Source organism: Dyadobacter sp. OTU695 (genome assembly GCF_038440355.1).
In the GTDB taxonomy this organism is placed as follows: domain Bacteria; phylum Bacteroidota; class Bacteroidia; order Cytophagales; family Spirosomataceae; genus Dyadobacter.
On the sequence record NZ_JASATN010000002.1, the window covers coordinates 115,054 to 127,213 of the forward strand.

Annotated in this window: 14 protein-coding genes; 8 read left to right on the forward strand and 6 right to left on the reverse strand. The window is 48.9% G+C overall.

What is annotated here, in order from left to right; translation table 11 throughout:
- Positions 1-153 (forward strand): hypothetical protein, encoded by a 153-nt coding sequence (locus AAHB90_RS06245; RefSeq protein ID WP_342084082.1) that lies wholly within the window; start codon positions 1-3, stop codon positions 151-153.
- On the opposite strand, the gene AAHB90_RS06250 is transcribed toward AAHB90_RS06245, so the two are convergent.
- The gene (locus AAHB90_RS06250; RefSeq protein ID WP_342084083.1) at positions 154-597 is read right to left on the reverse strand and encodes a cupin domain-containing protein; all 444 of its coding nucleotides are present in this window, start codon (positions 595-597) and stop codon (positions 154-156) included.
- A gap of 208 nt (positions 598-805) precedes the next feature.
- On the opposite strand from AAHB90_RS06250, the gene AAHB90_RS06255 reads away from it, so the two are divergent.
- From AAHB90_RS06255 to AAHB90_RS06265, 3 genes are read left to right on the forward strand one after another with little or no spacing between them, the layout of a single operon-like run.
- A complete protein-coding gene (locus AAHB90_RS06255) occupies positions 806-1,219 on the forward strand; it encodes a Dabb family protein (RefSeq protein ID WP_342084084.1) in 414 nt (137 codons plus the stop codon).
- A gap of 50 nt (positions 1,220-1,269) precedes the next feature.
- Complete coding sequence (locus AAHB90_RS06260) at positions 1,270-1,656, forward strand: winged helix-turn-helix transcriptional regulator (RefSeq protein WP_342084085.1); 387 nt, start codon at positions 1,270-1,272, stop codon at positions 1,654-1,656.
- A 58-nt stretch (positions 1,657-1,714) separates the two neighbouring features.
- Entirely contained in the window at positions 1,715-3,460 is a 1,746-nt protein-coding gene (locus AAHB90_RS06265; RefSeq protein WP_342084086.1) for a glycoside hydrolase family 9 protein, read from the forward strand.
- Between the two features lie 15 nt (positions 3,461-3,475).
- On the opposite strand, the gene AAHB90_RS06270 is transcribed toward AAHB90_RS06265, so the two are convergent.
- Entirely contained in the window at positions 3,476-3,682 is a 207-nt protein-coding gene (locus tag AAHB90_RS06270) for a hypothetical protein (RefSeq protein WP_342084087.1), read from the reverse strand.
- A gap of 121 nt (positions 3,683-3,803) precedes the next feature.
- Here AAHB90_RS06270 and AAHB90_RS06275 point away from each other — a divergent pair, with 121 nt between their 5' ends.
- On the forward strand, positions 3,804-5,162 hold the full coding sequence (locus AAHB90_RS06275) for an acyl-CoA dehydrogenase family protein (RefSeq protein ID WP_342084088.1): 1,359 nt from the start codon (positions 3,804-3,806) through the stop codon (positions 5,160-5,162).
- 22 nt (positions 5,163-5,184) lie between these two features.
- On the opposite strand, the gene AAHB90_RS06280 is transcribed toward AAHB90_RS06275, so the two are convergent.
- Entirely contained in the window at positions 5,185-6,567 is a 1,383-nt protein-coding gene (locus AAHB90_RS06280) for a hypothetical protein (protein WP_342084089.1), read from the reverse strand.
- 159 nt (positions 6,568-6,726) lie between these two features.
- Here AAHB90_RS06280 and AAHB90_RS06285 point away from each other — a divergent pair, with 159 nt between their 5' ends.
- Both AAHB90_RS06285 and AAHB90_RS06290 read left to right on the forward strand, forming a co-directional pair.
- Positions 6,727-7,095 carry a hypothetical protein gene (locus AAHB90_RS06285; protein ID WP_342084090.1) on the forward strand — a complete coding sequence of 123 codons (369 nt, stop codon included), beginning with the start codon at positions 6,727-6,729 and terminating at the stop codon, positions 7,093-7,095.
- A 38-nt stretch (positions 7,096-7,133) separates the two neighbouring features.
- Positions 7,134-7,607, forward strand: a complete 474-nt coding sequence (locus tag AAHB90_RS06290) for a GNAT family N-acetyltransferase (protein WP_342084091.1) — start codon at positions 7,134-7,136, stop codon at positions 7,605-7,607.
- A 69-nt stretch (positions 7,608-7,676) separates the two neighbouring features.
- Here the strand turns inward: AAHB90_RS06290 and AAHB90_RS06295 are convergent, their stop codons facing one another.
- Together AAHB90_RS06295 and AAHB90_RS06300 are read right to left on the reverse strand one after the other, a co-directional pair.
- The gene (locus tag AAHB90_RS06295) at positions 7,677-8,069 is read right to left on the reverse strand and encodes a hypothetical protein (protein ID WP_342084092.1); all 393 of its coding nucleotides are present in this window, start codon (positions 8,067-8,069) and stop codon (positions 7,677-7,679) included.
- A gap of 111 nt (positions 8,070-8,180) precedes the next feature.
- Complete coding sequence (locus AAHB90_RS06300) at positions 8,181-8,915, reverse strand: lysophospholipid acyltransferase family protein (protein ID WP_342084093.1); 735 nt, start codon at positions 8,913-8,915, stop codon at positions 8,181-8,183.
- Between the two features lie 141 nt (positions 8,916-9,056).
- Between AAHB90_RS06300 and AAHB90_RS06305 the strand changes: the two genes are divergently transcribed.
- On the forward strand, positions 9,057-10,046 hold the full coding sequence (locus AAHB90_RS06305; protein WP_342084094.1) for an acyl-ACP desaturase: 990 nt from the start codon (positions 9,057-9,059) through the stop codon (positions 10,044-10,046).
- Positions 10,047-10,124: 78 nt separating this feature from the next.
- Here AAHB90_RS06305 and AAHB90_RS06310 read toward each other — a convergent pair whose 3' ends face one another.
- The gene (locus AAHB90_RS06310; RefSeq protein WP_342084095.1) at positions 10,125-12,116 is read right to left on the reverse strand and encodes a gliding motility-associated C-terminal domain-containing protein; all 1,992 of its coding nucleotides are present in this window, start codon (positions 12,114-12,116) and stop codon (positions 10,125-10,127) included.
- Positions 12,117-12,160: the final 44 nt, after the last annotated feature.

Consider the following 12,160-nt stretch of genomic DNA (forward strand, 5'->3'; position numbering starts at 1 on the left):
ATGCCAGCTATAAAAGAAAAAAAGGTGAAGCGAGACTACGTCCACGACGAGTTGCCACCTAATTATTACGAATTCTTCGAAAAGAAAGCCGAGGAAGCAAGGCGTTTTCTGGAACTTAACCCAGTCCCGGAACACCTTTTTAAAAAGAAATAATCACTTCTCCATCGTCCCCGGCGAATGCCAGCTGATCACGTGATAAGTCGCCGGTGTTTTGCCTGCGTTGCGTAGCGTGTGCATTTGATTCGACGCCTGGAAAATAACGGAACCAGGCCCTACCTTCTTCTTTTCTCCATTGACCAGCGCTTCCACGGTGCCTTCTTTGACAATGATTACTTCTTCTTCGGGATGTTTGTGCGGCGGGTGCGAGGCTTCCCCGGGGTTTAATGTTGTAACGTGGCATTCAAGTTCATCAGTGGTTGCGGTTTGAGAACGGAAAAATGTTCTCACCGACCCGATGGCAGTGCCCCTGACGGCGATATTGTTCCAATCGAACACAGAAGATTCAAGGATGCTGCCTTGGGGTTGGGCGATAATGCAGGTTAATGTGCAACAAACAGAGATAGAGGCGACGATAATGTCTCGTTTTGTAATGTTCATAAAAGGGTAAGTCGAGTAGTTTTTAAGTAGAAAGACTTCGGGCGGAAAGGTTTACCTTTACCGAATTGTAGAAAAAAGTTAAATTTTTTATTGAATTAGTTTTAAAATGCATTTCCGCGCGTCCTGCCGTATTTTGATAATGGGCAAATAAACCTTATCCTTGAAACTGAAACGCGGAAAATTCTCCGCTATCTGTTTTGTTCTGTTTATGGAAGATCAATCAAGAAGAACGTTCCTGCAAAACGCGGGATTGGCTTCACTCGCCTCTGTCTCTAATATCACCACCGAAGGGGAAAGAATAAAAGAGCTGTTTATTCACCACGTTTTCTTTTACCTTAAGGAACCCAACAACGCCCAGCACGAGGCACAGTTGCTGGAAGGACTGCACAAACTGGCCAAAGTTCCCTCGATACAATATGTACACATCGGAAAGCCGGCAGTCACCAGCCGCTCGGTGATCGTTAAAGATTACACGGTCTCGTGGATGTGCTTCTTTAAGAATATCATAGAGGAGGAAATCTACCAGACTCATCCGATCCACCTAGACTTTATCGAAAAATATGGCCATCTGTGGGAAAAGGTAGTGGTTTACGATTCGGTAGGGCCCAAGAACGTCGATTAGAATATCTTTGGCTCTGGTCGACACGGTTTATATTTTGAAGGAGTAATAATATGAAGGAGAATTTCAAGGAAAATCACCCGGAATGTCGGGAATTGATCTTACCGGTGCGGGATGCGCTGGATGTGATCAGCGGGAAATGGAAGATCTCGATCCTCATCGCAATGAGCCTCGGCCACAAGCGGTTTATGGAATTGCAGAATGCTATTCCGAACATCACGCCACGAATGCTATCCAAGGAGCTGAAAGAGCTGGAAATGAACTTGCTCGTGGAGCGAAAGGTGTATGAATCGTTCCCGCCCGTGATCGAGTATGAGCGCACCCAACACGCCCATTCGCTTGAACCGCTGATCGAAGAATTGCGCCGCTGGGGCGAGTACCACCGCCTTGTAATAACAGGCACCAATATTGAGCATCCTGTAAAAGAATTGCAGGATTGAGGTAAAGTTACCTGCCGGATGGCTTTACGCAGTGGAATTGAAATCGTTTTTTAAATACATGAAATTATTGCTGCATATGGCCGCGTCACTCGCGGCCTTTGGTTTATATTTCTCGCCTGCGTATGCCCAGCATTCCGACGCGATACGATTGAATCAGGTCGGATTTTACCCGGCAGCACCGAAAGTGGCTGTCATTGTGACGGATGCTGCCAATACATTTGAAGTGAAAGAAGCCAAATCGAAAAAAACGGTTTTTAAAGGCAAATTGGGCGATGTTCGTACCAGCCAGCATTCGGGCAGGCACACCCGCCTGGCTGATTTTAGCGGAGTTCAAAAGCCTGGTTCTTATGTGATTGAAGTACCGGGTTTGGGAAAATCGGTCCCGTTCAATGTCGGCGCACAGGCCCACCGCGACGTAGCCCGGGCTTCGTTGAAAGCATTCTACTATCAGCGCGCCTCCGTTGAACTGTCCCAAAAGTTTGCAGGAAAATGGGCGCGGCCGGCAGCACATCCCGACAATAAAGTGTTGATCCACGCGTCGGCAGTATCGGAAGGACGGCCTGAGAGTACCATCATATCATCCTCACGCGGTTGGTACGACGCGGGTGACTACAATAAATACATCGTCAATTCGGGCATTACAATGGGCACGCTGCTCTCATTGTATGAGGATTATCCGCTTTATTTTGAGGATTTTAATACCAATATCCCAGAGAGTGAGAATGGTGTCCCGGATTTACTTGACGAGGTGATCTGGAACCTGCGATGGATGCTTACCATGCAGGACCCTGCAGATGGAGGCGTGTATCACAAGCTGACAAACCCACGTTTTGACGGAATGATTATGCCGGATGCTGCAAAAAATCCCCGCTATGTGGTGCAGAAAAGCACTGCGGCAACGCTTGACTTTGTAGCCGTCATGGCGCAAGCATCCCGGGTATTCAAAAGCTTCGATAGTAAATTTCCAGGTCTGTCCGACTCATGTATGACGGCTGCCGTGAAAGGTTGGCAATGGGCCGGAAAACATCCGGCGGCGCTGTACAATCAGGACGCGATGAACAAGCAGTTCGATCCGGATGTGGTCACCGGCACCTACGGTGAGCGCTCAGTGAAGGATGAATGGATATGGGCTGCCTGCGAAATGTACGCCACGACAGGCAAGCCGGAGTACCTCAAAGAAACTGACCTGGAATTGCAGCAACCGATGGCGTTACCTACCTGGAGCCAGGTGAAAACGCTGGGCTATTACACGTTGCTCCGCTTTGCCGAAACGCTGCAATTGCCCGCCGGGCAGGCCGGTGCTTTATATAAAACTGTCTTGAATTATGCGGATCAGCTTCTGACCGATCTGCAAGACCAACCATATCATACCGTCATGGGTAAAACCGCGCGGGATTATGCTTGGGGCAGCAGCTCAGTCGCAGCCAACCAGGGGATCGCATTGTTATATGCTTACCGTCTGTCGAAGGATCGGAAATACCTTCATGCTGCCTTGGGTAACCTCGACTACCTGCTTGGCCGGAATGCCACCGGATACTGTCTGCTTACCGGATTTGGTTCCAAACGCGTTATGCACCCACACCACCGGCTCTCCATTGCCGACGGAATCGTGGACCCTGTTCCCGGTTTACTTTCAGGAGGCCCCAATCCGGGGCAACAGGACAAATGCGCAGGATATCCGAATAAATTTGCCGACGAGTCCTTCATTGACAGCGATTGTTCATATGCTTCCAATGAGATAGCCATCAACTGGAATGCGCCGATGGTGTACCTGGCCGCAGCACTGGAAGCGTCGGTAAAATAATGCCTCCGCGGATTGTCAGGTCTTTTTGCCTTTCACCGGAACAGTTTCGGGGGTTTCGTTATAACCCTTTTTCTGGGTCATGTTTACCTTTTCAGATTTCTGAATGGCTTCCTGTTTGAGCAGTCCCGAGGGTTTCCGGCTATCATCTTTTTGCTTCGATTTACTTTTTGACCCGCCCTGGCTTGGTGAGCCTCCTTCCACGTTATTGGTTTGCGTTTTCATAATTTTTCAGGTTTAGGCCGATACAGGCAAATTTCATTCCCGTGGCGTTACTTTTTGAGAATAGTGCAGTAGAACCGCCTCTTGGGCCGACTCTTTATCAAATCAAAATCCAGCAAACGGTATGAATCTTTTCAAATCCATTTCACAAATACGCAGCCTCCTCAAAACCATCGATATAGAAGCCGTTTCCAGGCTGTCCCGGAAGGTAGATCTCAACCAGCTGATGGGTGTAGTATCGAAGATGAGTGAGGAGGACCTTGGTAAAATGCTTAAATTCATGCAAGCCGGTTCAGGCAAAAAGAAGGTCCCACCCGTCGTAAATGGCGATTTTTATGAATTGACGTCGACGCTGAAACCTGAGGAGCGAGAGATACAGCTCAAAGTGCGGGAATTTATGGAGACAGAAATCAAGCCGATCGCTAACCATTACTGGAACAATGCGCAGTTTCCCAAACACATTATCCCGCTCATGGCCAAGTTGAATATCTGTGGCCTTACCTACCACGGATACGGTTGTGCGGGGCGTTCGGCATTGTTGGAAGGGTTTATCGCGATGGAAATGGCGCGCATTGATTCGTCCATTTCAACATTCTTTGGCGTGCATAGCGGCCTTGCAATGGGGGCCATTTATCTCTGCGGTTCGGAGGAACAGAAGCAGCAATGGCTGCCGGTCATGCAACGTATGGAGGTGATCGGCGCATTCGGGCTTACCGAGCCGGAAGTAGGATCGGGCGTGGCAGGCGGACTCACGACAACCTGTAAACGGGAAGGCGACGAATGGGTGCTCAATGGTCAGAAGAAATGGATCGGCAACGCCACTTTCTCGGATATCACAATTATCTGGGCGCGTGATATGGACGACAACCAGGTAAAAGGCTTTATCGTCCGGAAGGAAAATCCGGGCTTTAAGGCAGAAAAAATGGAGGATAAAATGGCATTGCGGACGGTGCAGAATGCACTGATCACCTTGACTGATTGTCGCGTAACGGAGGAAGATCGCCTTCAAAATGCCAATTCGTTCAAGGATACGGCCAATGTCCTACGCATGACGCGCGCGGGCGTTGCATGGCAGGCGGTTGGATGCGGGCGGGGCGCCTACGAGCTGGCTTTGAAATACACGATGGAAAGAAAGCAGTTTGGGCGGCCGATCGCGGGTTTTCAATTGGTACAGGACTTGCTGGTAACGATGCTTGGCGACCTTACGGCCATGCAAACGATGGTTTATAGATTATCTCAATTGCAGGACGCCGGGGAGCTCGCCGATGAACATGCTTCGCTCGCAAAAGTATTCTGCACCCTGCGGATGCGCTCGATCGTGGATCACGCGCGCGAACTTTTCGGAGGCAACGGCATATTGCTCGAATACGATATCGCCCGTTTCGTCGCGGATGCCGAGGCTATTTATTCCTACGAAGGCACCAAGGAGATAAATTCGCTGATCGTTGGCAGGGCGATAACGGGTGAAAGTGCGTTTGTATAATGTGAAAACAGGTATATGGGCCCTATAATGTGCCTGCTTTTATTTCGTTGAGGCGTATTTCAAAAGACTCATAGGCCATACCGGAAACTTTCTGTGCTTCCACCGCTTTGGTTTGCCACTCGATGGCCTCTTCTTTTCTGCCTAGTTTGTAAAGGATGTGTGCGTAAGTGTCAATAAAGTTTGGGTCGCCTAACCGGTATGGAGTTTGCGTATTTCTCCTTTTTTCATTTGATAGATCCATCGATTTTTTCGACCATGCCAGCGCTTTTTCAAGCAGTTCCTTATTACGCGTAAGCTCGTAGAAGTGGTAGGCATGCTCATTCAGTTCCAGATAAATGAACTGCGAAGGCGGCGCGATCGCCATAGACCTTACCGTTACGCCCTGTTTGGGCTTGCCGCGTTTGGATATAAAAAAGTTCTGTTGTGCTTTGAATGCTGCATCGTCCATTGCGTTAAGCGAATCGATGGTCAGCGGCATGTATTTGTTTTCGATTAATTTGACGGCGCTTTCAAAATACTTTCGCGTATCGCCGATCCGGTAGTAGTATTTAGTCATCCATTTCGCAGAATCAATTTCGCCGCTCGACCGGTCTTTGCTGTGAGATTCCCTTGCAAAATCAGCGGTTTGACGCGCTATTTGAATGTCCCGTTTTTGCACAGCTATACGGAAAGAATTTTCGAGAATTCCCTCATACACGGCTTTGCGTTCGTCGGGTTTGGCCGAGTTGAATATACTGTCGGTTATTGATTTCGGGGTTTTGGTTCTTATGGTTTGAAAAGCAAGACTGTTTACAGCGGGGAAAAATTCGAATACGCCTTTGATAGTCTGAAAATTAACGAGCGAATCGACGGGAAGCGAGGCAACATATTCGTCGAGCAAGTCATCAATCGCCATGGATGATTCCCGCTTTTTGACCATATATTCCCTCATGAATGCGGGCTTGCGCATGCCGGCTTTGTAATCTCTTTCATAGTCGGGTAGTTGCTTTTTCCCTTTACGATCGAGTGCGCGCTCCGCGCCCTGTAAATAGGTATAGGAATCGCCCGTGGAGCCGTTATTTACGTGCAGGATATTGCCGTCCGAATCCACATACAGCGACATCAGCGAGCTCATGATCCTGAATTTCTGAGCAAGATTCCGGCCATTGGTAGTGCCAACATTGCAGCGGATGGAGATGAATTCTTCGTCAAAGGTCTTCTTGAGAATTTCATTACCAAAACCCATTGAAGCGACCTCATTGCATTGAATGCACTCGCTGTTTTCGAAGTGAATAAAAATAAGCTTGTCCTGTTCCTTCGCTAGTTTAGAAAGCTGGTTCCAGGAAGTGTTACTGTCGATGAATGTAATTTGACCAAGGCTCTGGAAAGAAATGATCAGCGCAAATGCCAGTACAATTTGCCTCATAAATAGCATGATTAATGCGTTTTTCAAATGTAATTTAAATTTTGTAACCGAATGTTAAAATAATATAAATATCAGGATTGGCAAATGATGGAAAGACGTGGTTACAACGGTTTCTACAAATAAGGTGTCTCATTTTCAGTTTATAACATTCACTGACCCATGAAAAACCTTCTACTTTCCCTTTTTCTAATACTTATATTTTCTTGTAAAGACAGCACCGTTTCGTCGCGTCTGGAAGTCTGCGGGGTAAAAGATCCCGTCCGTAATCTACCCTGGCTAAAAGCGAAGATTGACTCCCTGAGCGCTAAAAACCAGGATGACATGCTAACGGTTACCCTCGGGAAAATAAAAGGTGAAATCGTTTTCGATTGTACCATGATTTACATGTCATGCATAGGGTGTGCGGCACACCATTGCGACGGCACCCGCGTAGACCTCTCGAAATATACGCAGGAGGAAATGAAGGATTTTCTGGCCACGATCCGCGGGGAGGGCACACGAGGGCCGGTAATATGGCCGGAGAAATAGCCCGCATTCTTGCCATTATGCACGGCCCGGTGTAATTTGTGCCGCTCAACCCAACTGTTATCAACGTGCAGGCACCCGTTACCGTCCGTCGCGCATCCACAGCCGACCGCGATGTCATTTATCAAATGATATGCGGTCTTGAAAACATGATCCTTGACCGGCCAGGCTTCGATGCGGCCTTCGATCGCAATATTGCAAATCCCAATATCAGTTATTTTCTGGCAGAACAGGACGGAAAGCCAGTGGGAATGGTGAGCTGCCATATTCAGCCACTGCTGCATCACGCCGCGCTGATTTCGGAGATACAGGAAATGTATGTGGAGCCAGACTACCGCTCGCAAAAGATCGGAAATGCATTGATGCGGCACGTGACGGCCTTCGCAAAAGGAGAGGGGGCGATTCAAATGGAGGTAACATCGCGCGCTACACGCGAGCAGGCGCACAGGTTCTACCAGCGCGAGGGGTTCGAGAAGTCGCATGTCAAGCTCGTCAGATATTTTAAAAACGAATAAAAAAGCACCGGGCCAACGTCCCGGTGCTTTTTGCATTACCCTAAACCTTCAACTATAACCTTTAAAATCCTAGTATCGGCCTCTGTGGCGACCATCGCGTGACCAGCGGTCACGATCGCGGCTGAGGCGGCGGGTATCCGACATCAGCTCATGCAGGTCGTTGCGGAGAATTCTTTCCTCACGGTTCGACAGACGGCCGTGACGGGCGAAATGCCGTTCTTTGTCCTGGATGTTCTCGTAGCGGTTCATCAGCATGCTCGCTTCGCGGGAGGTAAGCGTACCCCATTGCACACCGTTGGCTATATTTTGTCGTGCTTCTCTTTGAAGTCTGTTGATGTCAGACATTCTTTCACGGCTGTAACCGTCGCGGTACTCGTCACGATCGTAACGTGGACCATATTGGGCGGAAGCATTGGTGAATCCTAATGCGAGAACCACTGCGGCAAAAAGTATCTTTTTCATAACCCAAAAGTTTTAAGTTTCGTGGGTTAGAGGGTAAGTGGTCGCAGAGGTTTAAATGGGGATTGTTAACGATTGTTAACCGGAAAGGAAGCGTTTTTAACCATTTGAAAATCAGCCCGCGATCGCCACACGAATCGCTTCCTGTGCCTCATTCAATATTTCTTCCGCCTTCCGGCCGGCTGGCTCGATACCCGGCAGGACTGTGAAACTAAGCTTCGCGAAAGATTTTAGCGGAAATATCCCCTTGGGATTGAATGTGCCGGTGCCGTTGATCGCCACTGGCACGACGAGGGCGTCAGGGGCTCTTTTGAGCAGGGTAGCGACACCGCCAGGCTGGAACGGCTTCATATCGCCGCTGGCAGTGCGGGTGCCCTCGGGGAAAATAATCGCCGACGCTTTCTCGTCCTGGATCAGTTTCCCGAGCCGCGCGATTTCGGTAATGGCCTGTTTGCCGTCCTTCCGGTTGATAAGCGCCGCGCCGCTTTTGCGCAGGTTATAGGAAATACTGGGAACGCCGGTTGCCAGCTCTATTTTGGAAACAAAACGAGGACTGTATTTACGCATATACCAGTAAACGGGGGAGATGTCGTAGCTGCTCTGGTGGTTAGCCACGAAAATAAGAGGACGGTTGTCGGGAAGCTGGGCAAGGTTTTTGAGCTTGATACTTGCACCGGTCAGATAGAGCCCGAAAGTGAGGGAAAAATTAAGCCAGTCGACCGATACTTTATGCGCCTTTTTGCCGAAGACGTTGAATGCGATAACCTGTATGACATGGAAGACTAATAGTGTTAGGCCGAAATGGATCAGGTAAAGGGTACTCAGAACGTAATCGAGGATTTTTTTCATTCTTATTTTTTCTGCAAAAATAGTTTAAATCTGTTTTGGTTACGCCAAATTCTAAAATGTGAAATGACAATTGTCATTCAAAACTTACGTATAATTCACGTTATTTGTAAAATAGTCAATAGTGTTTAAATCGAGATACAAATGGATATTACGCTTTCAGCCGAAAGGCTTGAAGTAATGAAACATATAGGCAAAGACCTCGACGGGCTCATAGGAGAGTATCTTAAACCGATCGAGGAAAACTGGCAACCGGCTGACTTTCTGCCTGATGCAACCCGGGAGAATTTTTTGCATGAAGTTAAGCTTTTGCAGGAAAGTTGCCGTGAGCTGCCTTATGATTACATCGCCGTGCTGATCGGGGATACGATTACGGAAGAGGCGCTGCCTACTTACGAATCCTGGCTGGTGGATGTGATCGGTATCAATCAGGTCGATGAGCCTGAATCGGGATGGGTGAAGTGGGTGCGTGCCTGGACGGCCGAGGAAAATCGCCATGGCGACCTGCTCAATAAATACCTGTACCTTTCTGGCCGGGTGAACATGCGTGCGATGGAAGTTTCTACGCAATACCTCATTGCCGACGGTTTCGATATCGGCACAGACCGCGATCCTTACCGGAATTTCATTTATACGTCGTTTCAGGAGCTTGCCACCAATGTCTCGCACCGTCGCACGGCCACGCTCGCGAAGAAGTTTGGTAACCCGCATTTGTCGAAAATATGCGGCGTGATTGCTTCCGACGAGATGCGCCATGCGAAAGCATACAAAACGTTTGTAACCAGGATTCTGGAAGTGGATCCGTCGGAGCTGCTGCTGGCCCTGGAAGATATGATGCGTAAAAAAATCGTTATGCCTGCGCACTTCATGCGGGAAACGGGTGTGAAAATGGGTGAGACTTTCTCTCATTTCTCCGACGCTGCTCAACGCCTGGGTGTGTACACAACCCTGGACTATATCGACATTCTCGAAGACCTTCTCAATGAATGGAACATTGGTTCTGTGAGAGATATCAACGAAAAAGCGGAGAAGGCGAGAGATTACCTGATGGCCCTTCCGGCAAGGTTGAGAAGGATTGCTGATCGTACCCGTATTCCGGATCTGGCCTACGAATTTAGCTGGATAAGCCGTTGATTATAACGTCGGTCATCGGCGGTCAGCTATCGGCTTGTTACGAACGACCGCCGATAGCCGACTGCCGATAGCAAAAAATTAGAGTAACAACATCACTGCCCCCCGCTTGCTAATCACTTTCCCTTTCGTCGAAACACCTTCGACTTCCCAAACATAAGTGCCTGAAATAGCAGCGCCGCCTTTGAAAGTCCCATCCCAGCCGGTGTTGAGCTGGTCGGTAAAGAAGACCAGCTGGCCCCATCGATTGTAAATGCGGAAATAACGGATCGACGCGATGTCATTCACGACCGGCAGCAGTACTTCGTTTTTACCATCGCCGTTAGGTGAGAATGCAGTCGGGACGATAATGTTTTCCTGCCGTTTGATAGAGAGCTTCACCTGACCCTGGCCTTTGCAGCCCAGCTCGGAAGTTACATCTACCGTATAAGATTGATTTTCCTGTAAAACGGCTATCGGGCTTTGGATGCTGGCGTCGTTCAGTCCATCGGCTGGTGTCCATAAAAACGTGGCAGCCGCATAATTGCGGATCTGTGGCGAGGTCGCGTTAAGCTGGAACGGGACATTGTATTCTATCAAGGCATCAGGCGTTACATTTACCTCAATTTTGGGAGCTACACGAACCTCAACGGTGTCAGTCTGCGTACAAAAACCCTTGGTAGCGGTTATAATGTATTGCGTAGTAGTTTCCGGCGTTGCAACCGGTTCCAGTGCGCGGGCATTATCCAGCCCGTTTTGCGGTACCCAGGAAAACTTTTCACCATTACTTGTCGTGGCCAGTGTGATTGACTGTCCGACACAAATGGTGGTATCGGGCATCGTTCTGACGGCAATATCGCTGGTGAAAGACACATCTGCATCCCTTGCGGTGGTACAACCGTTATCATCCTTTACGAAGACCCTGTAGTGCCCTACCGGCACTTGAAATATGTTGGAAGCCTGGTAGTTGACCGAATCGATAGAATACTGATAGGGCGAAATGCCGTCGGCTGCCGTAAGGGTGATGGTACCACTGGTCCCCGTGTCACAATTGCCGGATATGGCCTCGGCGGTGAGCGTAGGGTTGCTGATGACAATCCGTTTGGTATTGTCGAGCACATTTCCACAAGCCTGATTCCTGACTGAAAGTGTAACGTTTTTTACCCCGCCGGTAGCCCAATTCAGGACGTAAGGCCCCATTCCCGACCCGGAAATAACCTGGGCTCCGTTCCAGTCCCAGTTAAAATCGTAGCCGGTGCCAGGCGACGGAATCGATCCGGTATATTTCACTTCGACGTTTTTATTAGGTCCGCAAACCGGGCTGGGGGAGATGGAAAAATCGGCATAGGAGTTGATGCTGGCCTCGAAACAGATTTCTGAGACCGATTTATCCACCTCTGCCTTTGAAAAGTATTCACCGCGGAAAATCATATAGGCAAAGTTTGCCTCGCCGGATTCGCAGGATTCTGCATTATCATCCCTGAAAATGTAAATCGGTACCCCGGCTTTGCCGACATAGTTTTTGGCGGCATCGATATAACTGACGAACAGGTTATCGCCCACGTAAATGTCCATTCGTCCCGTGGCGCCGTCACGGGTAAAGGTTAGTAAATAGTAGGTGGAACTATAAAAATAGGGACATACTCCGATAATACCTTTCGGCGAAAAATCCAGGCAGTGCCCGCTGCTTCCGGGAGTATTTCTAAAATAAATACCGTCATCGCTGGTCCCGTTCGAGAAATCGATGATCCTGGCCAGGGCTCCACCCCAGTCGGTTACTTTCAGATACAGCTGGATCGTGTAGGATTCGGAAACGAGCCCTTCGGTATTCGGGTACATCAGTCCCCAGTGCTTATTGTTGTGATAAACAAGCCGCCTTCCGCCGCAAGGTAGTAGTTCATCGAGAAATCTGCCTGGCGAGGTTCCTGCCGCACACGAACCCGCTGCTTGCGCCTGTACGAGGGTCGGACCGCATTCCGGTTGTTCTACGGTGAATTTGTCCTTAAAACGATAGGTATGTTTGCCGGTTTGTGCCTGAGCAAAATGCAGGAATGAGAAGAAAATCAAAAGGATATGTAAAGCGTTCAACTTCATATCAATGCCTGCGTACCGAACGTGAGTAAAATTGGGAACCAAAA

What these genes read in the sequence shown, in the direction of transcription:
- AAHB90_RS06245 (WP_342084082.1), top strand. Translation starts at nt 1, where the DNA reads ATGCCAGCTATAAAAGAAAAAAAGGTGAAGCGAGACTACGTCCACGAC.
- AAHB90_RS06250 (WP_342084083.1), bottom strand. Translation starts at nt 597, where the DNA reads ATGAACATTACAAAACGAGACATTATCGTCGCCTCTATCTCTGTTTGT.
- AAHB90_RS06255 (WP_342084084.1), top strand. Translation starts at nt 806, where the DNA reads ATGGAAGATCAATCAAGAAGAACGTTCCTGCAAAACGCGGGATTGGCT.
- AAHB90_RS06260 (WP_342084085.1), top strand. Translation starts at nt 1,270, where the DNA reads ATGAAGGAGAATTTCAAGGAAAATCACCCGGAATGTCGGGAATTGATC.
- AAHB90_RS06265 (WP_342084086.1), top strand. Translation starts at nt 1,715, where the DNA reads ATGAAATTATTGCTGCATATGGCCGCGTCACTCGCGGCCTTTGGTTTA.
- AAHB90_RS06270 (WP_342084087.1), bottom strand. Translation starts at nt 3,682, where the DNA reads ATGAAAACGCAAACCAATAACGTGGAAGGAGGCTCACCAAGCCAGGGC.
- AAHB90_RS06275 (WP_342084088.1), top strand. Translation starts at nt 3,804, where the DNA reads ATGAATCTTTTCAAATCCATTTCACAAATACGCAGCCTCCTCAAAACC.
- AAHB90_RS06280 (WP_342084089.1), bottom strand. Translation starts at nt 6,567, where the DNA reads ATGAGGCAAATTGTACTGGCATTTGCGCTGATCATTTCTTTCCAGAGC.
- AAHB90_RS06285 (WP_342084090.1), top strand. Translation starts at nt 6,727, where the DNA reads ATGAAAAACCTTCTACTTTCCCTTTTTCTAATACTTATATTTTCTTGT.
- AAHB90_RS06295 (WP_342084092.1), bottom strand. Translation starts at nt 8,069, where the DNA reads ATGAAAAAGATACTTTTTGCCGCAGTGGTTCTCGCATTAGGATTCACC.
- AAHB90_RS06300 (WP_342084093.1), bottom strand. Translation starts at nt 8,915, where the DNA reads ATGAAAAAAATCCTCGATTACGTTCTGAGTACCCTTTACCTGATCCAT.
- AAHB90_RS06305 (WP_342084094.1), top strand. Translation starts at nt 9,057, where the DNA reads ATGGATATTACGCTTTCAGCCGAAAGGCTTGAAGTAATGAAACATATA.
- AAHB90_RS06310 (WP_342084095.1), bottom strand. Translation starts at nt 12,116, where the DNA reads ATGAAGTTGAACGCTTTACATATCCTTTTGATTTTCTTCTCATTCCTG.